At 73.3% G+C, this 20,429-nt stretch carries 15 protein-coding genes; 7 read left to right on the top strand and 8 right to left on the bottom strand.

The annotated features are described in order from the left end of the window. Positions 1-525 precede the first annotated feature (525 nt). The 4 genes from GV126_RS22725 to GV126_RS22710 all read right to left on the bottom strand — a co-directional run bounded on the left by GV126_RS22725 (position 526) and on the right by GV126_RS22710 (position 4,921). The gene (locus GV126_RS22725) at positions 526-1,029 is read right to left on the bottom strand and encodes an ATP-binding protein (protein ID WP_028425106.1); all 504 of its coding nucleotides are present in this window, start codon (positions 1,027-1,029) and stop codon (positions 526-528) included. Between the two features lie 295 nt (positions 1,030-1,324). After that, positions 1,325-2,092 carry an enoyl-CoA hydratase/isomerase family protein gene (locus GV126_RS22720; protein ID WP_159669852.1) on the bottom strand — a complete coding sequence of 256 codons (768 nt, stop codon included), beginning with the start codon at positions 2,090-2,092 and terminating at the stop codon, positions 1,325-1,327. A gap of 109 nt (positions 2,093-2,201) precedes the next feature. After that, complete coding sequence (locus GV126_RS22715; protein WP_185948284.1) at positions 2,202-3,452, bottom strand: L,D-transpeptidase; 1,251 nt, start codon at positions 3,450-3,452, stop codon at positions 2,202-2,204. Between the two features lie 224 nt (positions 3,453-3,676). Next, entirely contained in the window at positions 3,677-4,921 is a 1,245-nt protein-coding gene (locus GV126_RS22710) for a L,D-transpeptidase (protein WP_159669849.1), read from the bottom strand. 166 nt (positions 4,922-5,087) lie between these two features. Between GV126_RS22710 and glgX the strand changes: the two genes are divergently transcribed. From glgX to GV126_RS22700, 3 genes are all read left to right on the top strand, one after another. Then, positions 5,088-7,424 carry a glycogen debranching protein GlgX gene (gene glgX / locus GV126_RS22705; RefSeq protein WP_419796087.1) on the top strand — a complete coding sequence of 779 codons (2,337 nt, stop codon included), beginning with the start codon at positions 5,088-5,090 and terminating at the stop codon, positions 7,422-7,424. Between the two features lie 103 nt (positions 7,425-7,527). Next, on the top strand, positions 7,528-7,623 hold the full coding sequence (locus GV126_RS37495) for a putative leader peptide (RefSeq protein WP_369123899.1): 96 nt from the start codon (positions 7,528-7,530) through the stop codon (positions 7,621-7,623). Between the two features lie 265 nt (positions 7,624-7,888). After that, positions 7,889-9,316: a sulfatase family protein gene (locus GV126_RS22700; RefSeq protein ID WP_159669846.1), complete on the top strand. Its 1,428-nt coding sequence runs from the start codon at positions 7,889-7,891 to the stop codon at positions 9,314-9,316. A 28-nt stretch (positions 9,317-9,344) separates the two neighbouring features. On the opposite strand, the gene GV126_RS22695 is transcribed toward GV126_RS22700, so the two are convergent. Genes GV126_RS22695 through GV126_RS22680 form a run of 4 tightly spaced genes read right to left on the bottom strand, consistent with a single transcriptional unit; the run spans position 9,345 to position 12,918 of the window. Further along, complete coding sequence (locus tag GV126_RS22695) at positions 9,345-9,986, bottom strand: response regulator (protein ID WP_159669843.1); 642 nt, start codon at positions 9,984-9,986, stop codon at positions 9,345-9,347. Further along, positions 9,976-11,229 carry a sensor histidine kinase gene (locus GV126_RS22690; protein WP_159669840.1) on the bottom strand — a complete coding sequence of 418 codons (1,254 nt, stop codon included), beginning with the start codon at positions 11,227-11,229 and terminating at the stop codon, positions 9,976-9,978. The genes GV126_RS22695 and GV126_RS22690 overlap by 11 nt, the downstream gene beginning before the upstream one ends. A 25-nt stretch (positions 11,230-11,254) precedes the next feature. Then, the gene (locus GV126_RS22685) at positions 11,255-12,004 is read right to left on the bottom strand and encodes an ABC transporter permease (RefSeq protein WP_159669837.1); all 750 of its coding nucleotides are present in this window, start codon (positions 12,002-12,004) and stop codon (positions 11,255-11,257) included. Beyond that, positions 12,001-12,918, bottom strand: a complete 918-nt coding sequence (locus GV126_RS22680) for an ABC transporter ATP-binding protein (protein WP_159669834.1) — start codon at positions 12,916-12,918, stop codon at positions 12,001-12,003. The genes GV126_RS22685 and GV126_RS22680 overlap by 4 nt, the downstream gene beginning before the upstream one ends. 209 nt (positions 12,919-13,127) lie before the next feature. Here GV126_RS22680 and GV126_RS22675 point away from each other — a divergent pair, with 209 nt between their 5' ends. From GV126_RS22675 to GV126_RS22660, 4 genes are all read left to right on the top strand, one after another. Then, positions 13,128-14,951 carry an ABC transporter ATP-binding protein gene (locus GV126_RS22675; protein WP_159669832.1) on the top strand — a complete coding sequence of 608 codons (1,824 nt, stop codon included), beginning with the start codon at positions 13,128-13,130 and terminating at the stop codon, positions 14,949-14,951. Between the two features lie 10 nt (positions 14,952-14,961). Beyond that, a complete protein-coding gene (locus GV126_RS22670) occupies positions 14,962-16,833 on the top strand; it encodes an ABC transporter ATP-binding protein (RefSeq protein ID WP_159669829.1) in 1,872 nt (623 codons plus the stop codon). A 212-nt stretch (positions 16,834-17,045) separates the two neighbouring features. Next, positions 17,046-17,693 carry a maltokinase N-terminal cap-like domain-containing protein gene (locus GV126_RS22665; RefSeq protein WP_159669825.1) on the top strand — a complete coding sequence of 216 codons (648 nt, stop codon included), beginning with the start codon at positions 17,046-17,048 and terminating at the stop codon, positions 17,691-17,693. A 305-nt stretch (positions 17,694-17,998) separates the two neighbouring features. Next, complete coding sequence (locus tag GV126_RS22660; RefSeq protein ID WP_159669822.1) at positions 17,999-20,044, top strand: M4 family metallopeptidase; 2,046 nt, start codon at positions 17,999-18,001, stop codon at positions 20,042-20,044. Positions 20,045-20,429 lie beyond the last annotated feature (385 nt).

Raw genomic sequence — 20,429 nt, 5'->3', positions numbered from 1 at the left:
GCCGGGGGACGCCCCGGAGGGGGTGTCGGGCGTGGCGGAGTGCGGGGCGGCACCGGTGGCGGAGCAGCCGGCGGCCAGCGCGCCGGAGGCGACGAGCCCGGCACCGGCCCGCAGCACGCCACGGCGGTCGGTGGTGGTCACCCGCACCATTTAAGAGGCGTACGGTAAGAAAACGGGCGATTCACCCTTACGACCGCAGGTGGGCGTCGGTCCACCGTGGCGAGGGCGCCGGGCGAGCGGGACACCAGACCGACGGGCGCCGGGCGAGCGGACGTCAGGTGAGCGGGACGCCAGACCGGCGGGACGCCAGACCGGCGGGGCGCCCGACCGGCGGGACGCCAGACCGGCGGGACGCCAGACCGGCGGGACGCCAGGCAAGCGGTACGTCACGTGGGCAGCGCGTCAGGCGGCGGAGTGTCAGGAGAGCGGTTTTTCAGGCCGCCGGGCGCCGGGCGAGCCGTACGTCACGCCGGCGAGAATCAGGCGGCGGGGTGTCAGGTCGGCGGCGCGTGTCGCGGCGCCGGCTCAGCGTTCCGCGACCCGCATCTCGAACCAGGTCGTCTTGCCCCGCGGCAGCAGGTCCACGCCCCAGCGGTCGGCCAGCTTGTCCACCAGGAACAGGCCGCGCCCGCTGACGTCCAGGTCCTGCACCGGCATCAGGCACGGCAGCCCGCGGGAGGGGTCCCGCACCTCGACGCGCAGCCGGCCGCGCGAGCGGCGCATCCGCAGCCCGAACGCCCGGGCGCCGGTGTGCCGGACGGCGTTGCCGACGAGTTCGGAGACCAGCAGGACCGCGTCCTCCGTCAGCCGGGAGGACAGACCCCACTGGCGCAGGACGACGACCTGGACGAGGCGGCGCGCGGTGGCGGCGGACTCCGGCCGGGACGGCAGCGGAATCTCCCTCTCCGAGGGGTTGCCGTACAGTTCCAGTGCGGTGAGCGCCCGTTCGTCTTCCGTCCCGGGCGACCAGCGCGCCGCGGCCGCATGACTGCGCCCCCGCGGCTGTTCGATGCCCTCCAGCCCCGCCATGCCCCCATCATGGCCGCCCGTGGCACCCGTCGTGGCCGTTCCGGCGGAATACGCCCCTTGAGCGCCCCCGTTCAGCCACGCGCGCCCGGCATATGCCATCGGCAGTTCGAGCCCCGAAGCGGCCCGTGCGACCTGCGTGAACACAGGCAGCGACAGCTGCGGGGCGGTGCGCTCGACGCGACCGCCCCGCACCACCCCGACCCCGCGCAAACGCCCCTTCGAGCGAACCGGGATCAGACGGCGTGTCAACAGCAAGTGATTTTGGCGAGATTTCGCCGTGTGGGACGACGACGGCTCAGCGGAACTTGGCCTTCCCGGGCCCGTCCTCCACGAAGCTGCGCATGCCCCGCTCGCGGTCCTCCGTGGCGAACAGCCCCGCGAACCAGTTCCGCTCGACGGCCAGGCCCGTCTCGATGTCGGTCTCCAGCCCGGTGTCGATCGCCTCCTTGGCGGCGCGCAGCGCGATCGCCGGTCCCTGGGCGAGCCTGGCGGCCCACGCGTGCGCGGTCTCGTAGACCTCGGCGGCCGGGACCACCCGGTCCACCAGGCCGAGCGCGAGCGCCTCGTCGGCCTTGACCTGGCGGCCGGTGAAGATCAGGTCCTTGGCCTTGGAGGGGCCGATCAGGCGGGACAGCCGCTGGGTGCCGCCGGCGCCGGGGATGAGGCCGAGCAGGATCTCCGGCTGGCCGAGCTTGGCGTTGTCCGCGGCGATGCGGTAGTCCGCACACAGTGCCAGCTCGCAGCCGCCGCCGAGCGCGTAGCCGGTGACCGCGGCGACCACCGGCTTGGGGATGCGGGCCACGGCGGTGAAGGAGTCCTGCAGGGCGCGGGCGCGCAGGACCATCGCCGTGTGGTCCATCACCTGCATCTCCTTGATGTCCGCGCCGGCCGCGAACACCTTCTCGCCGCCGTAGAGGACCACGGCGCGCACGTCCTCGCGGCGGCCGGCCTCCTCGGCGAGTTCCTTCAGCCGGTCCTGCGTGGCGACGTCGAGCGCGTTCATGGGCGGGCGGTGAAGGCGCAGCGTGCCGACGCCCTCGGCGACTTCCAGAGTTACGGTCATGGGAAGCAGGTTAACGGCGACTAACGGGCGCGGGTCAGTGCCGTGGGACACACGGGGCCGGCGCCCGGGGGCTCGCCCGAGCGCCGGCACGGCACGGTGGCGGCCCGGCTCACTTCTTCCAGTCGGCCCAGGACATGTTCCAGCCGTTGAGGCCGTTGTCCGGGGCGACGGTCCGGTCGTGGGAGTTCTTGACCTCGACCACGTCGCCGATCATCGAGTGGTCGAAGAACCAGGCGGCCGGCACGCCGGGGTCGTAGCCGCCGCGCACGTCGCGCAGGCCGACGCAGCCGTGGCTGGCGTTGTAGTTGCCGAAGGCGCCGCCGCCCCAGTAGTTGCCGTGGATGAAGGTGCCGGAGGTGGTCAGGCGCATGGCGTGCGGGACGTCCTTGATGTCGTACTCGCCGCCGTAGCCGACCGTCTCGCCGTTCATGCGGGTCACCGTCAGCTTCTCGCTGATGACCATCTTGCCGTTCCAGGTGTCGTAGCCGGGCTTGCCGGTGGTCACCGGGATCGTCTTGACCACCTTGCCGTCCCGCATGACCTTCATCGTGTGGCCGGCCGCGTCCACGACGGACACCTGGTTGCGGCCGATGGTGAAGGAGACGGTCTTGGACTGCTTGCCGTAGACGCCGGGGCGGCCCTCGACGCCGTCGAGGTTCAGCCTGACGGTGACCTTGGTGCCGGACTTCCAGTAGTGCTCGGGGCGGAAGTCGAGGCGGTCGTTGCCGAACCAGTGGCCCGCGACCTCGACGGCGGGCTCGGTGGTGATCTTGATGGCCTTCTCGACGGCCTCCGGGTGCGTGATGCCCCGGGTGAAGCGGAGGGAGAACGGCATGCCGACGCCGACCGTGGAGCCGTCCTCGGGGGTGAAGGTGCCGACGAAGGTGTTCTTCGGGGTCAGAGTGGTGAAGCTGGAGTCCTCGGCGGCCTGGCGGCCGGCGGAGTCCTTGGCGACCGCGTGGACCGTGTACCGGGTCGAGGCGGCCAGGTGGGTGGACGGCGTCCAGGAGGTGCCGCCGGTCAGCTTCCCGGGTATCTCGGTGCCCTTGGCGTCCTTGACGACGACCTGGGTGAGTGTGCCCTTGGTCGCGCTGACCTTCAGCGCGCCGGTGGTGTCCACGGACTGCGCCCCGTCCTCGGGCGCGATGGTGACGACGGCCTGCGACTGCTTGCTCTGCGCGCTGTCGGCGTCCTTGTCCTTGTCCGTCCCGGACCCCGAGCCGCCCCCGCCGCACGCGGTGACCGCGAGCAGCAGCGCCCCGGAGATCAGCACCGGCAGGCCCCGGCTCCCCCGCCGTGCCCGTCGTCCGCGCCGTCCGTCCGCGTCAACCGACGCCCCCGATATCGGCCGCAGGTTCACGTCGTCTCTCCCCTCCCCGGGCGGGTTCGACCCGGCCCCCCGCGTGTCTCACACACGCACGGGCGCATAGTAACCACAAGGTCAGGGGCGGGACGTCCGGCAATTGTCACTGTTGCGTCCCAAGTTCGGCAGCCCCCGGAACCCCCTGTGGATCGTTCCCGCGACAGGGGTCCGGCAGTCCCCCGCGACGGCGGCCGCCCGCGGCACGGAGCCGGCTCCCTTCCTCAGCCGGCTCCGTGCCGGCCGAGCGCGCTGCCCGCCTTCCACTCCCGCCAGCCCATGTTCCATCCACCCAGGCCGTTGTCCGCGGCGACGGTCCTGTCGTCGCTGTGCACGACCTCCACCACGTCACCGACGAGGCTGCGGCGGAAGAACCAGGCCGCCGGGGTGTCGCCGCCGCCGCCCTTGACGTCCTCCAGGCCCACGCAGCCGTGGCTGACGTTGGTGCGGCCGAAGGGCTCCGGGGAGGACCAGTAGTTGCCGTGCACGAAGGTGCCGGAGGCGGTGAGCCGCAGCGCGTGCGGGACGTCGGGGATGTCGTACTCGCCGCCGAAACCGACCGTGCGGCCGTCCATGCGGGTGACGTCCAGCATCTCCATCACCACCATCTTGCCGTTGTACGTGGGGTGTTCCGGCGCGCCGGCGGTGACGGGCACGGTGGCCAGCAGCACGCCGTCGCGGTGCACCCGCATGGTGTGCGCCGCCGCGTCGACCACCGAGACCTGGCTGCGGCCCACGGTGAAGGAGAACGTCTTGGACTGCAGCCCGTACACGCCCGGCGCCGCGCGGACGTCGCGCAGCCGCAGTGCGACGGTGACCTCGGTGCCGGGCCGCCAGTAGTGCTCGGGCCGGAAGTCGAGGCGGTCGGCGCCGAACCAGTGCGGGCGGACCTCCACGGGCGGCCGGGCGGTGACGCGGACGGCGCGCTCGACGGCGGCGCGCTCGGCGACCGGACGGCTGAACGCCAGGGAGACGATCATCCCGGTGCCGACCAGGGAGCGGTTCTCCGGGGTGACGTAGGCGATGACGCGCTCGCGGGGGACGTAGGTGGTGAAGCTGGTGTGCCGGGCCGAGCGGCGGCCGGATCCGTCGACGGCGACGGCGTCGACGGTGTACCGGGCGGCGAGCGCCAGGCGGTCCTCGGCGGGTCGCCAGGTGCGGCGGTCGCGGGAGAGGTGCCCGGGCACGGGGGTGTCCTGGGCGTCCTGGGACCGGACGACCCTCACGGACTCCAGGTGGCCGTCCACCGCGCGCACGCGCAGCGTCGTGCCCGGCGCGACGCCCTTGCTGCCGTCGTCCGGCCACACGCGGATCACCCCCGCGGCCGCGGGCGGTGCGCCGTGGGCGCCCTTCCGTGCGCCGGGGCCGCCCGGGGCGCAGCCGGCGGCGCCCGCCGACAGGGCGGCGATGCTCAGTACGGCGGCCAGCGCGGCCCCCACGCGCCGTGCGCGCCGTTGTACGTGCCTCACGGGCTGCCCAACGACCGGCCCGCTCCCGGGAAACGTGAGTGCGAGCCACGCGGTGGGCAGAACACTGAGGAGGACCACACGACGGGGAGCCGCGCCCGGGAAGGAGCCGCACGAGCGGGCCGGAAGGCCGACGAGCCGCAACAGCCGAAAAAAGGGGCCGACTCAGGTGTCCAGCGCAGCCGAACGGGAGGCGGTGGCGGGCGGGCGCGCCACCGGGAACGGGCACACCACGCACGACCGTCACACCACCCACGAGGGTCACACCACCCACGACGGTCACGCCACCCGCGACGGTCACACCCCGGTGCGGCCGGCCGTCGTCGTGGGCGGTGCGCGCCGTGCCGCGCCGCCGCCCGCCGTGCCCGTGTGGCCGGGCGCGCCGACCCCGCTGGGCGCCCGGTTCCGTACCGGCCCGGACGGTGTGGCGGGCACCAACTTCGCGCTGTGGGCGGGCGGGGCGGAGGCCGTCGAGCTGTGCCTGTTCGACGAGGCCGGCAAGGAGACCCGGGCCCGGCTCACCGAGCTGACCCACGAGATCTGGCACGGCTTCGTGCCCGGGGTGATGCCCGGTCAGCGCTACGGCTACCGGGTGCACGGCCGCTGGGACCCGTGGACCGGCGCCCGCTGGAACCCGGCGAAGCTGCTGCTCGACCCGTACGCGCGCGCCGTGGACGGCGAGTTCCGGCTGCCGCCGGAGGTGTACGGGCACGTACGGGACTGGCCGGACCAGCACGTCGCCGACACCGTGCGCGACGAGCGGGACTCCGCGCCGTTCGTGCCCAAGGGCGTCGTCGTCCACGATGACGACGACTGGTCCGACGACCGCCGGCCCAAGACGCCGTGGGCGGACTCGGTGATCTACGAGCTGCACGTGCGCGGCTTCACCAAGCTGCACCCGGGCATCCCCGAGGAGCTGCGGGGCACGTACGCGGGCCTGGCGCACCCGGCGGCGATCGAGCACCTGGTGAGACTGGGCGTGACGGCGGTGGAGCTGCTGCCGGTGCACCAGTTCGCGCACGAGGACCACCTGCTGCGCCGCGGCCTGCGCAACTACTGGGGCTACAACTCCATCGGCTACTTCGCCCCGCACGCCGGCTACGCCGCCTCGGGTACGACGGGCCAGCAGGTCGGCGAGTTCAAGCGGATGGTGCGCGCGCTGCACGCGGCCGGCATCGAGGTCATCCTCGACGTGGTCTACAACCACACCGCGGAGGCGGGCGAGTACGGCCCCACGCTGTCCCTGAAGGGCATCGACAACCAGCGCTACTACCGCCTGACCCCGGACGCGCGCCGCTACGCCGACTACACCGGCTGCGGCAACACCCTGAACGTCGTCCAGCCGCACGTGCTGCGCCTGATCACCGACTCGCTGCGGTACTGGGTGACCGAGATGGGCGTGGACGGCTTCCGCTTCGACCTGGCGGCGGCGCTGGCCCGCTCTATGCACGACGTGGACATGCTCTCCCCGTTCCTCGCGGTGATCGCCCAGGACCCGGTGCTGCGCCGGGTGAAGCTGATCGCCGAACCGTGGGACATAGGCTCCGGCGGCTACCAGGTGGGCGCGTTCCCGCCGCTGTGGACCGAGTGGAACGACCGCTACCGCGACGCCGTACGGGATTTCTGGCGGCACGCCCTGCCGGACGTGCGGGAGATGGGCTACCGCCTGTCCGGCTCCAGCGACCTGTACGCCTGGGGCGGACGCCGCCCCTACGCCTCGGTCAACTTCGTCACCGCGCACGACGGTTTCACCCTGCGGGACCTGGTGAGCTACGACCGCAAGCACAACGAGGCCAACGGCGAGGGCAACCGGGACGGCACCGACGACAACCGCTCCTGGAACTGCGGCGCGGAGGGCGAGAGCGACGACGAGCGGGTGCGGGCGCTGCGCCGCCGGCAGCTGCGCAACCTGCTGACCACGCTGCTGCTGTCCACGGGCGTGCCGATGCTGGTGGCCGGCGACGAGCTGGGCCGCACCCAGCGCGGCAACAACAACGCCTACTGCCAGGACAACGAGATCGGCTGGCTGGACTGGACCCTGCTGGAGGACCCCGGCTGGCGGGCCCTGTTCGACCTCACCTCCCGTCTGATCGCGCTGCGCCACCGCCACCCGGTGCTGCGCCGCCGCGCGTTCTTCTCCGGGCGGGCGCACTCGGCGGACGGTCTGCGGGACCTGGCCTGGTTCACCCCGCGCGGCACGGAGATGACCGAACCGGACTGGTACGCGCCGGCCGCCACGCTGGGGATGTACCTGTCCGGCCGGGACATCCCCGGCCGCGACGAGCGCGGCGCCCCCGTCCTCGACGACAGCTTCCTGGCCGTGCTGCACGCCGGGGAGCGCCCGGTGAGCTTCGTGCTGCCCGGGCCGCCGTGGGCCCGGCGCTACGAGGTGGTCGTGGACACCTCGCGGGAGGAACAGGCGGACGCCCCCGGCGTGACCCACCGGTCGGGGACGGCGGTGACGGTGCCGGAGCGGTCGGTGCTGCTGCTGAGGGTCGCGGAGTAGGGGCCGGGCGGGGCGGCGGCGCCCAAGTCCGCCGGGGGCGGGCGGTTCCACACTGTGGACGTGTGCTTGACGGCCGGGACCACGCGCCGGCACCGTGCTGATCATGAGGCTGACCGCTGGACACCGGAGCGTGCGCGCCACGCTCGTGGCGCGGCGCCACGTCGACCTGTGCCGGTACTGCAGCGCCCTGTGTCGCTGAACACTCCGGCCCTCGGGCTGCTGAACCCCTGAGGCACTGAGCCACTGAGCGGTCCCGGCCGCCCGGCGCCGGGCGGCCGGAGCCTTCCTGCCGCCGCACACTCCTGTGCCGCTGCCTGCCGCACAGCCCTGCGGCGCCCGCTCCCGCGGTGACTCCTGCGCCTTGACGTCCCGTTTCCTCTGAACGCCGTTTCCCCTGGACCCCGTTCTCTCTGGCCCGTCCGCGCGCCTTCCGCGCGCCCTCTTTGCTCCCGGAGGCCCTCGCCATGCCAGACATATCTCGTATGTCCCGCCGCACCTTCGGTGGTCTTCTCGGCGGCGGTGCCGTCCCCGCGGTCGCCGGCCCGGCCTCCGCCGCCGGTCCCGCACCCGCCACCGCCTCCCCCTCCGAGCGCCCCTTCCGGGCCCGCACCGGCGGTGCCCGCACCACCCGGCGCCCCAACGTCCTCTTCATCCTCGGCGACGACCTCGGCTGGGCCGACCTGTCCTCCTACGGCGCGCCCCACATCAAGACCCCCCACCTCGACCGGCTGGCCCGCGAGGGCGTGCGCTTCACCCAGGCGTACTCGGGCTCCGCCACCTGCTCCCCGACCCGGTTCAGCCTGTACACCGGCCGCTACCCGGGCCGTACCAAGGGCGGGCTCGCCGAACCGATCGGCAACCGGACCCAGGGCCTGGACCCCGGCCACCCCACCCTCGCCTCCCTGCTGAAGAAGGCCGGCTACGCCACCGCGCTCATCGGCAAGTGGCACTGCGGCTGGCTGCCCGACTACAGCCCCACCAAGTCGGGGTGGGAGGAGTTCTTCGGCAACTTCGGCGGCGCACTGGAGTACTTCTCCAAGCTCGGCCAGCTCGGCGACTACGACCTGTACGAGGGGGACGCCACCTACCAGGACCTGCGCTACTACACCACGGTGCTGACCGAGCGGGCCGTGGAGTACGTCGGCCGGGACCACGACAGACCGTGGCTGCTCAACCTCAACTTCACCACCCCGCACTGGCCCTGGCTGTCCGAGGACGACGCGGAGACGGGCGCCGGGATCGCCGCGAAGATCCGGGCGGGCGATGTGCTGGGCGCGCTCCAGCACGGCGACGGCGGCTCGGTCGAGAAGTACACGGAGATGGTGCAGAGCCTGGACGCGGCGATCGGCACGGTCCTCGCCGCGCTGCGCCGCTCCGGGCAGGAGGAGAACACCGTCGTCGTGTTCGCCAGCGACAACGGCGGTGAGCGGTTCTCGTACCAGTGGCCGCTCAGCGGCGGCAAGTCCGAGCTGCTGGAGGGCGGCATCCGGGTGCCCACGATCCTGCGCTGGCCGGCCCGGATCGACGGGCGGCAGGTCAGCCACGAGCCCGTGTACTCGCCGGACTGGACGGCGACCCTGCTGGAGCTGGGCGGCGCCCGGCCCGATCCGGCGTACCCGCTGGACGGGCACAGCCTGGCGGGCTATCTGCTGCGCGGCGAGCGGCTGCCCGAGCGCGACCTGTTCTGGCGGGTGCGGGGCAACAGGGCGCTACGGCGCGGCGAGTGGAAGTACTACCAGGACGCGCACGGCACCGACCACCTGTACCACCTGGCCACCGACGCCCGCGAGCAGGCCGATCTCGCCGCCGACCGGCCCGAGCTGCTGGCTGAGCTGAAGGCGGCGTGGGAGAGGATCGCGGCGCAGCTGCTGCCGTACCCGGCGTCGTCCTGACACACCGGCCGCCGACCCTTCCGGCCGCCTAGCCGAGGATCCCCCGGTCGTAGGCGACCGCGACGGCCGCCGCGCGGTCGTTGACGCCGAGCTTGGCGTACAGGTGGGTGAGGTGGGTCTTGACGGTGGCCTCGCTGATGAACAGCTCCCGGGCGATCTCCCGGTTGGAGGTGCCCTTGGCGACCAGGGCCAGCACCTCGCGTTCGCGGGCGGAGAGGGGCTCGTTGCCGGGGGCGGGGCCGCGGACGGCGGAGACCAGGCGGGAGGCCACGGCCGGGGAGAGGACGGTGCGGCCCTCGGCGGCGGCGCGCACGGCGGTGAACAGCTCGTCGCGCGGGGCGTCCTTGAGCAGGTAGCCGGTGGCGCCGGCCTCGATCGCGGGCAGCGTGTCGGAGTCGGTGTCGTAGGTGGTGAGGACCAGGACCTTGGCACGGGCGCCGCGCCGGGTCAGCTCGCGGATGGCCTGCACGCCGGAGCCGCCGGGCATGCGCAGGTCCATGAGGATCACGTCGGGGTCGAGCGCGGCGGCCCGCTCCACCGCCTCGACGCCGCCCGCCGCCTCGCCGAGGACGGTGAAGCCCGGCGCGGAGGCGAACATGCCGCGCAGACCGTCCCGCACGACGGGATGGTCGTCGACGATCAGCAGGGAGATCACGGCGTCATCGGTCATCGCGCACCAACGGTACGCGAGCGGAGACCGCCGTGCCGTGGCCCGGCTCGGACTCGACGGTCAGCGACCCGGCGATGCGTGCGGCGCGGGCGCGCATGCCCTCCAGGCCGAACCCGCCGGAGCCGGTGCGGGCGGGCACGGCGAGCGGGTCGAAGCCGCGGCCGTCGTCGCGGATGTCGAGGGAGACCTCGTCGCCCATGAAGGACAGGGTGACGCCGACGCGGGAGGCGGCCGCGTGCCGGGCGGCGTTGGACAGGGCCTCCTGGGCGATGCGCAGGAGGGTCGCGGAGACCTCGTCGTGCAGGGGTTCGGCGGTGCCGGTGACGGTGAAGTCGGCCCGTACGCCGGTGCGCCCGCCCCACTCCGCCACCGTCGTCTTCAGCGCCTCGGGCAGCCCGGCCCGCTCCAGGGCGACCGGGGCGAGGTTGTGCACGGAGCGGCGGGCCTCGCCCAGGCTCTCCCGGGCCAGGTCCATGGCGCGCGCCACGTGCTCACGCGCCACGGCCTCGTCCGGGGTGTTCGCCACGACCTGGAGCTGGGCGATGATGCCGGTCAGCCCCTGGGCGAGGGTGTCGTGGATCTCGGCGGCCAGCCGGCGGCGCTCGTCGGCCACCCCGGCCTCCCGGGCCTGGACGAGGAGCTGGGCGTGCAGGGCGGCGTTCTCGTCGAGGGCCTGCTGCAGGGCGGTGTTGGTGCGCTCCAGTGCGTCGATGGTCTCGGCCTGGACCCGGGAACGGGTCTGCTCCTGCAATGCGTACCGGGTGAACACACTGACCAGGCCCATGTTGACGGCCAGGACGAGGAAGAAGCCGAGCCACAGGATCCACCCGTGCGGCGGCCAGCCGCCGATCTCGCTGCCGGCCATCGTGATCGCGGTCAGGAACAGACCGGGCATCACCAGCCGGTTCGGCAGGTCCCGGGCCGCGGTGTAGTACCCGGTCACGGCGTAGAAGGCGAAGAACGGGTTGGCCCAGGTCAGGACGAAGGCGATGGCCCAGCGCAGCAGGTAGAGGCAGACGCCGGTCCGGCTCGGGTCCGGCCGCTTGCGCCGGACCCTCCCCCAGTACAGCTGCAGCGCGACGGCGGCGGGCACGAGGACGGCACAGACGATCACACCGTGCCGGTCCATGCCGACCGCGCGGGCGGAGAGCGCCGTCGCGACGACACCGACGCCCAGCAGCGCCCAGGGCCCCCACGTGTCGAACGAGGCCCGGTACTGGTGGAGCGGGTGGGTGTCCGTCATGCCCCCAGTGTCCGGCACGGCCCGCTCACTCCCAGCGGAACCAGCGGGCCGCCCCCGCCGTCAGCAGCACTGTCCAGCCCGCGAGCACGCCCAGGTGGGTCCAGCCGGGCCAGTCACCGGCGGCCGCCTCGCCCAGGGCGCGGGCCGCCGCACCGAACGGGGTGAGCTGCACCACCCGGGCCAGCGCGTGCGGCATCTCCTGCACCGGCAGCCACACGCCCGCGCAGAACATCATCGGGAAGAACACCGCCGAGCCGATGGCACCCGCGATCTTCGTGGTGCGGGACAGCGCGGAGACGACCGAGCCGAGGGCGAGCGCGGAGGCGGCCGCGAGCAGCAGGGCCAGCAGATAGCCGGCCGGCTGCGCGGGCAGCCGCACGTCGAAGGCGAGCCGGGCGACGGCGAGCGCGAGCAGCGCCGAGGCCAGCGCCACCGTGCCCTGCACGATCATCTGCGCGGTCAGCAGGGCGGCGGGCCGTACCGGGGTGAGCCGCATCCGGCGCAGGATGCCGCGCTCCCGGTGACCGGTCAGGACCTGGGGCAGCGCCTGCACCCCGGACATGATCAGGGCGATCAGGACGGCGATGGGCGTGTAGGCGTCGACCGGGCGCAGCCCGCCGAGCGCCGTGTCGGCGTCCCGGAACGACGGGATCGAGCCGAGGATCACCAGCAGCAGCGTCGGGAACAGGACGATCCAGAAGACGGCGCCGGGCTCGCGGCGGAAGAGGCGGAACTCGGTGCGCAGGACGGCGGTGTCGATCGGTGCGATGGTCATGCCGTGGCCTCCCCGGCCCGGTCGTCGGTCAGGTCGAGGAACGCGTCGTCGAGGGTGGCGTCCACCACGCGCAGCTGGTGGGCCGTGACGCGGTGCCGGGCGAGCAGGGTGATGACCGCGTTCACCGTCTCGTCGGTGCCGGACAGCGTGATCCGGCCGTCCCTGTGCTCGACGGAGGCGACGGCCGGGAGGCCGGCGAGGTCGTGGTCGTCCAGCGGGGCCGAGGGGGTGAAGCTGATGACGGTCGCGCCGGCCGAGCGGCGGATGAGCCCGGCCGGGGTGTCCAGGGCGGCCAGCCGGCCCTTGTCGATCACCGCGATCCGGTCGCACAGCCGCTGCGCCTCCTCCATGAAGTGGGTGACCAGCAGCACGGTGACGCCGCCCGCCCGGACGTCCTCGATCAGCTCCCAGGTGTCGCGGCGGGCGCGCGGGTCCAGGCCGGTGGTCAGCTCGTCCAGGACGACGATGCGGGGCCGGCCGACGAGGGCGAGCGCGATGAACAGCCGCTGCCGCTGTCCGCCGGACAGCTTGGCGAACCGGGTGGAGAGCTTCGGGGCGAGACCGAGGCGTTCGGCGAGCGGCCGCCAGTCGGCCGCGTCCGGGTGGAAGGAGGCGTACAGCTGAAGCGCCTCGCGCACGGTCAGTTTGGGCTGCAGCTCGCTCTGCTGGAGCTGGGCGCCGAGGATCCGGGTGACCTCGTCGTGGTCGTCGACGGGGTCCAGGCCGGCCACGCGCACCCGCCCGGCGTCGGGGACGCGCAGGCCCTCGACGCACTCGACGGTGGTGGTCTTGCCGGCGCCGTTGGGGCCGAGGATCCCGAAGATCTCCCCTTCCTCGACGGCGAAGGACACGCCGTCGACGACGGGCCGGCCGCCGTAGGACTTGCGCAGTTCGCGGACTTCGATGACGGACATGCCCTCTACGGTCCTGCGGGCGCGGGGGCGCGGGCATCGCCCGACGCGCTCGAAGCGGCGTCAGCCGATCGGTTGATACCGCCCTACGACCGGGCGGCGTGCGAGCCCCGGGGGGAGCGCGAACGCGCAGGTCGTAGGACCGACGACGGAGCAGGGCCCGGCCGAAACTCGGTGGGCGGCGGCGCGGGCGGTCCGTAGGCTCCCTCGTGATGCCCACGACTCTCCCCTCCCCGCCCGAGGACGGCCCGACCGGCCCGACCGGTCGTTCGGCCGTCCGCACGCTGCTGCGGCTGTGGCCGTACGTACGGCCCGTGCGCGCCCGGCTGTGCGCCGCCGCGTCCGTGGCGATCCTCGCCTCCTGCGTGGGGCTGGTGATCCCGCTGGTGCTGAAGTGGCTCGTGGACGGCCCGGTCGCCGACCGGGACGGGGACGGGGTGGCGCGGGGCGCGCTGTACCTGCTGCTGCTCGGGGTGGCCGAGGCACTGCTGTTCGGGCTGCGGCGGTGGCTGGTGGCCCGCCCGCTCTCCCGGGTGGAGGCACAGCTGCGGGCGGACCTCTACGCGCACGTCCAGCGGTTGCCGGTGGCCTTCCACGACCGGTGGGCGTCGGGGCAACTGCTGTCCCGGGGCACGACCGACCTGATGCTGCTGCGCCAGTTCCTCGCCTTCTCGCTGACGTTCCTGCTGGTCAACGGCGTCACGATCCTGGTGGGCATGGTCGTCATGCTGCTGCAGGACTGGACGCTGGGGCTGGTGATGCTGGCGCCCGCCGTGCCGCTGGTCGCGTTCAGCGCGGTGTTCGAGAAGCGGTACGCGCGGGCGGCCCGGCTGGCGCAGGACCAGGTCGGGGACCTGACGACGGTGGTCGAGGAGAGCGTCCTCGGCATCCGCGTCATCAAGGGCTTCGGCCGGCACCGCAGCCAGGCCCGCGCGTTCCGTGAGCTGTCGTGGCGGCTGCGGGACACGGAGCTGCGCAAGGCCCGCCTGCTGGCGAGCATCTGGGCGGTCATCATGACCCTGCCGGAGGTGGCCATCGGCGCCACGCTGGTGGTGGGGGCGGTCCAGGTCGCGGACGGCTCGCTGTCGGCGGGCACGCTGGTCGCCTTCCTGTCCACGGCGCTGGCCCTGCGGTGGCCGGTGGAGTCGATCGGCTTCCTGCTGGCGATGAGCCAGGAGGCGGCGACGGCGACGGAACGGTACTTCGAGGTGATGGACGCGCAGCCGGAGGATTTGTCGGTGCGCCCCGCGGGCGGGCCGCCGGTCCCCGCCGCGGCGGACGGCCTGCGGTTCGAGAACGTCCGCTTCCGCTACCCCGACGCCCCGCCCGGCTCCCCGCCCCTCCTCGACGGCATCGACCTGCACATCCGTCCCGGCGAGTCCCTGGCCCTGGTCGGCGCGACCGGGAGCGGCAAGACGACCCTCACCGCGCTCGTCCCCCGCCTGCACGAGGTGACCGGGGGCCGGATCACCCTGGACGGGCGGGACATCACCACCCTGCCCCGCGAGGAGCTGCGCGCGATGGTCGCCGTCGCGTTCGAGGAGCCGACGCTGTTCTCCGCGAGCGTGGCCGACAACGTTCTCATGGGCGGCGACGGCGACACGGACACCGCCGAGCTGCACCGCGCGCTCGCCGTGGCCCAGGCCGACTTCGTGCACACCCTGCCCGAGGGCACGGCGACCCAGGTCGGCGAGCAGGGCCTGAGCCTGTCGGGCGGCCAGCGCCAGCGCCTGGCGCTGGCCCGGGCCGTCGTGGGCCGCCCCCGCTTCCTGGTCCTGGACGATCCGCTGTCCGCGCTGGACGTGCACACGGAGGCGGCCGTGGAGGCCGCGCTGCGCCAGGTGCTGGCGGGCACCACCGCGCTGATCGTGGCGCACCGCCCCTCCACGGTGCTGCTGGCCGACCGCGTCGCCCTGCTGTCGCACGGCCGGATCGCCGCCGTGGGCACCCACCACGAACTGCTGCGCACCCACCCCGAGTACGCCCACCTCATGTCGGGCCGGTCCCCGGCAGGAGAGGAGGAGGACGACCGATGAAGGACGAGCGATGACGGCTCCCACGACGTCCGCCCCGGCCACCGGGGACCCGGACGGCGTCCCGCCCGCCCGGGAGAGCGGCCAGGACACCGGCGACCCCTTCGACCGGGACGTCCTGCCCACTCCCCCCGGCGCCACGGCCGCCCTGCTGCGCTCGCTGCTGGCGCCGATGAAGGCGCGGGTCGCGGGCACCACCGTCCTGCTGCTGCTCCAGCAGGCGGCGGTGCAGGCGGGCCCGCTGCTGGTGGCGTACGCGATCGACACCGCCGTACCGGCCTTCCGGCGTCACGACCACGGGCCGCTGGCCGCGGTGGCCGCCGGCTATCTGCTGTGCGCGCTGGCGGCGGGGGGCCTGCAGGGGGCGTTCATCGTCGCCTCGGCCCGGGTCGACCAGGACGTGCTGCTCGACCTGCGCGGCCGCATCTTCCGGCACGCGCAGGCGCTCAGCGTGGACTTCCACGAGCGGTACACCTCCGGCCGGCTGATCTCCCGGTCCACCACGGACGTGGAGTCGCTGCGCGAACTGCTCGACGAGGGGCTCCAGGAACTCATTTCGGTCGTCCTGTCCTTCGTCTCCATCTCGGCGATGCTGCTGTGGCTGGACGCCGGGCTCGGCGCGGTCGCGGTGGCGTCGTTCGTGCCGCTGTACCTGCTGGTGCGGCTCTACCGGCGGCGTGCGGGGCGGGTCTACCGGGAGCGGTCCACGGCGATCGCCGCGGTGATCGTGAAGTTCGTGGAGACGGTGAACGGCATCCGGCCGGTACGGGCCTTTCGCCGTGAGGCCGCGAACGACGCCGAGTTCCGCGTCCTGAACCGGCGCCACGAACGCGTCAACGGCGACGCGCTGCTGGAGATGGCCCGCTATGTGGTGGGCTCCCGGCTGGTGGCCAACACGGCGGTCGCGGGCATCGTGCTGTGGGGCGCCTGGCGGGTGACGGACGGCTCGCTGGAGCTGGGGGTGCTGGCCGCGGCGGTGCTGTACCTGCGCCGGCTGTACGACCCGATCGACCGGCTCGGGATGTTCCTCAACTCCTACCAGTCGGCGGCGGCCTCCCTGGAGAAGATCGCCGGCCTGCTCGCGCAGACCCCCTCGGTCCCGGAACCGGCCGCGCCCCGGCAACTGCCGCCCGCGCGCTCCCACCTGCCCGGCCGCGAGGTCGTCTTCGACGGCGTCCGCTTCGGCTACCGCACCGGCGGCGAGGTGCTGCCCCGCTTCGACCTGACCCTCCCGGCCGGGCAGACCGTCGCGGTGGTCGGCTCCACGGGCGCGGGCAAGTCGACGCTGGCCAAGCTGCTGGCCCGGTTCTACGACCCGACCGAGGGCCGGGTCCTGCTGGACGGGGTGGACCTGCGCGACCTGCCGATGCCCGAACTGCGGCGCGGCGTGGTCATGGTGACGCAGGAGGCGTTCCTGTTCTCCGGCACGGTCGCCGAGAACATCGCCCTGGGCCGCCCCGAGGCGAGCCGGGAGGAGATCGAGCGGGCCGCGAAGGCGATCGGCGCGCACGACTTCATCACCACCCTGCCCGACGGCTACGACACCGACGTGCGCAAGCGCGGCGGGCGCATCTCCGCCGGCCAGCGGCAACTGGTCGGCTTCGCCCGGGCGTTGCTCGCCGACCCGGCGGTGCTGATCCTCGACGAGGCGACCAGCTCCCTGGACATCCCCGGCGAGCAGGCCGTGCAGCGCGCGATGGCCACGGTCCTGAGGGGCCGTACGGCCGTGGTGATCGCCCACCGGCTGTCCACGGTGGAGATCGCCGACCGGGTGCTGGTGATGGAGCACGGCCGCATCGTCGAGGACGGCACCCCGGCCGAACTCATCGCGGGCACGGGCCCGTTCGCGGGTCTGCACCGGGCGTGGCGGGACAGTCTGGCCTAGGTTCCCGCCGTTCGACGACCGCGCGTCGATGGCGCTCGGGCATGTGACAGGGTGTGGACGCTCGGCGGCACCACCGCCGTGCGACCGCGAGCACCACCGCCGCGGTGCGACCGCAAGCGGCACACCGCGGTACGACACCGAGCAGTACCACCGCAGTACCACCGCAGTACGACAGCAGTACGACCGAACGCGACGGAAGAGGTTTCCCGGGCATGGCCGTCATCCACAGGACCACCCTCAAGCCGACCAAGCTGGAACTGCTCGCCTCCTGGCTGCCCTCCCGCCCCTGGTACGCGGGCGAGGGGGACGAGCCGCAGCTGACCAAGGCCGGTGGGTTCCGCCTGGACGACCCGGACGGCGAGGTCGGGATCGAGTTCATGGTGGCCGGCGACGCCTCCGGAGCCGAGCCGGCCGACTACCTGGTGCCGCTCACCTACCGCGGCGCCCCGCTCGACGGCGCGGAGCACGCTCTGATCGGCACCACGGAGCACGGGGTGCTGGGCCGGCGCTGGGTGTACGACGGCTGCCACGACCCGGTGCTCGTGGAGCAGGTGACGGCCCTGATCGAGGGCCGTGTCCAGGCCCAGGCGCAGAGCATCACCGACACCCCCGACCGGGAGGTCGTCCGCTCCTTCACCAGAACGGGCCCGGTGCCCACCGCGTTCGCCGTGCGCGCGGACACCGCCGAGCACACCGATCTGGTGGCCCCGGACGGCACCGTCCTGCGTCTGCTGCGCGTCCTGCGCCCCGCCGCCGAGCGGCCCGTCCCGGCCCCGCCGGGAGCGACCGGCCACGTCGCCGGCGCCTGGGACCTGCCGGACGGCACGCGCGCCCAAGGGGTGTTCTTCGTCCTGCGCTGAGGGGCCGGGCCTTTTTCGACATCCCGGCGATGGGGACCGTAGGCGACGGGGGTGGTGAGCGGCGCGGAACCGGTTCGTATAACGGACGTGAACATCCGGTCAACGGACCGTTTCCGGCCAACTTGGATCCACTGCTGACGCGCTCCTGACAAGACGCGGGATCTCCTGCCACGCTTCCCCTCGGCCGTCCACGGCCACCCCACAGCACCACCGCACACAGCACTTCGGTTCTGCCCCGGGCGCTTCACCCCGCGTCCGGTTCTCCCCGGGCCGCGCAATCCGCGGCCACGCAGAAGGAGTCAGTGGTGAGTAGCAGCAGCTCTCGCAGACGCACCTCCCCCACCGCCCACCGCCGGGCAGCGGGTGTCGCCCTGGCCGGTGTCGCCGCGCTGGTCGCGGCGGCCGTGCAGTCGGGCACGGCGAGCGCCGCCCCGGCGCCCCACCCCGTGAAGCTCGTCCCCGCCCACGTCGCCGTGAAGCTCACGCCCGCCCAGCGCGCCGGGCTGATCCGCGACGCCGCCGGCGCCACCGCGCGCACGGCGAAGGACCTGGGCCTGGGCGCCCAGGAGAAACTGGTCGTCAAGGACGTCGTCAAGGACGCCGACGGCACCCTGCACACCCGCTACGAACGCACCTACGCCGGGCTGCCCGTCCTCGGCGGCGACCTGATCGTGGACACCGCGCACGGGAAGACCGCCCGGGTGCTCAAGGCGACCAAGGCCGCCGTGAAGGTCGCGAGCCTCACTCCGAAGGTGTCCAAGGCGACCGCCGAGCAGCAGGCCCTGCAGCGCGCCAGGACGCTGGGGGCGGACCGGGCGACGGTCGACCGGTCCTCCCGCCAGGTGATCTGGGCGGCGAGCGGCACGCCGGTCCTCGCCTACGAGACGGTGGTCGGCGGCTTCCAGGACGACGGGACCCCGCAACAGCTGCACGTCGTCACGGACGCGAGCACGGGCAAGGAGCTGTACCGCTACCAGGGCATAGAGACCGGCGTCGGCAACACGCAGTACAGCGGTCAGGTCACGCTGACGACGAGCCAGTCGGGGTCGACGTACACGCTCAACGACACCGCGCGCGGCGGCCACAAGACGTACAACCTCAACCACGGCACCTCCGGCACCGGCACGCTGTTCAGCCAGTCCAGCGACACCTGGGGCAACGGCACCACCTCCAACCCGGCCACCGCCGCCGCCGACGCGCACTACGGCGCCGCGGTCACCTGGGACTTCTACAAGAACACCTTCGGCCGCAACGGCATCCGCAACGACGGCAAGGCGGCCTACTCCCGTGTCCACTACGGCAACTCGTACGTGAACGCCTTCTGGGACGACAGCTGCTTCTGCATGACCTACGGCGACGGCTCGGGCAACGCCGACCCGCTGACCTCGCTGGACGTGGCCGGCCACGAGATGAGCCACGGCGTCACCTCCGCCACGGCCGGGCTCAACTACTCCGGGGAGTCCGGCGGCCTGAACGAGGCCACCTCCGACATCTTCGGCACGGGTGTGGAGTTCTACGCCAACAACGCCACCGACAAGGGCGACTACCTGATCGGCGAGAAGATCGACATCAACGGCGACGGCACCCCGCTGCGCTACATGGACAAGCCCAGCAAGGACGGCGCCTCCGCCGACTCCTGGTCCTCCTCCGTGGGCAGCAAGGACGTCCACTACTCCTCCGGCGTCGCCAACCACTTCTTCTACCTGCTCAGCGAGGGCAGCGGCGCGAAGGTCATCAACGGGGTGAGCTACAACTCGCCCACCTCGGACGGGCTTCCGGTCACCGGCATCGGCCGGGACAAGGCGCTGCAGATCTGGTACCGGGCGCTGACCACGAAGTTCACCTCCACCACGAACTACGCGGCCGCCCGCACCGGCACGCTCGCGGCGGCGGGTGAGCTGTACGGCACCACCAGCGCCGAGTACAAGGCGGTGCAGGACGCCTGGGCGGCGGTCAACGTCGGCTCGCGCTCCGACGGCGGCGGCGGAGGCGGTGGTGGCGGCGGCTCCACCTTCGAGAACAGCGCCGACGTGCAGATCCCGGACTACGGCTCGGCGGTCACCTCGCCCATCACGGTCACCGGGCGCAGCGGCAACGCGCCGTCGAACCTCCAGGTTTCGGTCGACATCGTGCACTCCTGGAGCGGCGACCTGCAGATCGACCTGGTCGCGCCGAACGGGGCGACGGCCCGGCTGAAGAACAGCGGGTACGACCCGACGCCCGACGTGCACCAGACCTGGACGGTCGACGCCTCCTCCGTGGCGGCCAACGGCACGTGGAAGCTGCGCGTCCAGGATCTGGGTCCCGGCGACACCGGCTACATCGACGACTGGAAACTGACGTTCCCGTAAACCGCCCCGAGCCCCAGGCCAGGGCGCCGTTCCGGCGGCGCGACACCCGGAACGGCGCCCGTTCACCTCGCTGAAACACGAATCGGACAGCCGATTTTCGGCCAACATCCCGGCGGGGTCATGACATGCACCCGCCCGTGATGCCCCTCTTCCTGCCCCCGCCGCACGAGCACAGCAACCTGACATCCGCTCCGGCCCGGCAACCCCACGCCGGCCGGACTCCCCCACCGAAGGAGCTTGTGTGACTCCCCGCATCGCGCGTCACAAGCGCACCACGCTGGCCGTCGCCACCGCCGTCGCCACCGCGGCTCTCCTCGGCACCGGTCTGACCGCCAGTGCCTCGGCCCAGACCCCGGCCGGCACCACCGCCCGCGCCCCCCTGGAC

Source organism: Streptomyces mexicanus, from assembly GCF_902506575.1.
Taxonomy (GTDB): domain Bacteria; phylum Actinomycetota; class Actinomycetes; order Streptomycetales; family Streptomycetaceae; genus Streptomyces; species Streptomyces mexicanus.
The sequence above is the reverse complement of the archived record's forward strand: the minus strand, read 5'-3'. Positions and strand labels throughout refer to the sequence as shown.

Excerpts from the sequence above, each read along its gene's own strand:
- GV126_RS22725 (WP_028425106.1), bottom strand. The coding sequence starts at position 1,029 with ATGGCGGGGCTGGAGGGCATCGAACAGCCGCGGGGGCGCAGTCATGCG.
- GV126_RS22720 (WP_159669852.1), bottom strand. The coding sequence starts at position 2,092 with ATGACCGTAACTCTGGAAGTCGCCGAGGGCGTCGGCACGCTGCGCCTT.
- GV126_RS37495 (WP_369123899.1), top strand. The coding sequence starts at position 7,528 with ATGAGGCTGACCGCTGGACACCGGAGCGTGCGCGCCACGCTCGTGGCG.
- GV126_RS22700 (WP_159669846.1), top strand. The coding sequence starts at position 7,889 with ATGCCAGACATATCTCGTATGTCCCGCCGCACCTTCGGTGGTCTTCTC.
- GV126_RS22695 (WP_159669843.1), bottom strand. The coding sequence starts at position 9,986 with ATGACCGATGACGCCGTGATCTCCCTGCTGATCGTCGACGACCATCCC.
- GV126_RS22690 (WP_159669840.1), bottom strand. The coding sequence starts at position 11,229 with ATGACGGACACCCACCCGCTCCACCAGTACCGGGCCTCGTTCGACACG.
- GV126_RS22685 (WP_159669837.1), bottom strand. The coding sequence starts at position 12,004 with ATGACCATCGCACCGATCGACACCGCCGTCCTGCGCACCGAGTTCCGC.
- GV126_RS22680 (WP_159669834.1), bottom strand. The coding sequence starts at position 12,918 with ATGTCCGTCATCGAAGTCCGCGAACTGCGCAAGTCCTACGGCGGCCGG.
- GV126_RS22675 (WP_159669832.1), top strand. The coding sequence starts at position 13,128 with ATGCCCACGACTCTCCCCTCCCCGCCCGAGGACGGCCCGACCGGCCCG.
- GV126_RS22670 (WP_159669829.1), top strand. The coding sequence starts at position 14,962 with ATGACGGCTCCCACGACGTCCGCCCCGGCCACCGGGGACCCGGACGGC.
- GV126_RS22665 (WP_159669825.1), top strand. The coding sequence starts at position 17,046 with ATGGCCGTCATCCACAGGACCACCCTCAAGCCGACCAAGCTGGAACTG.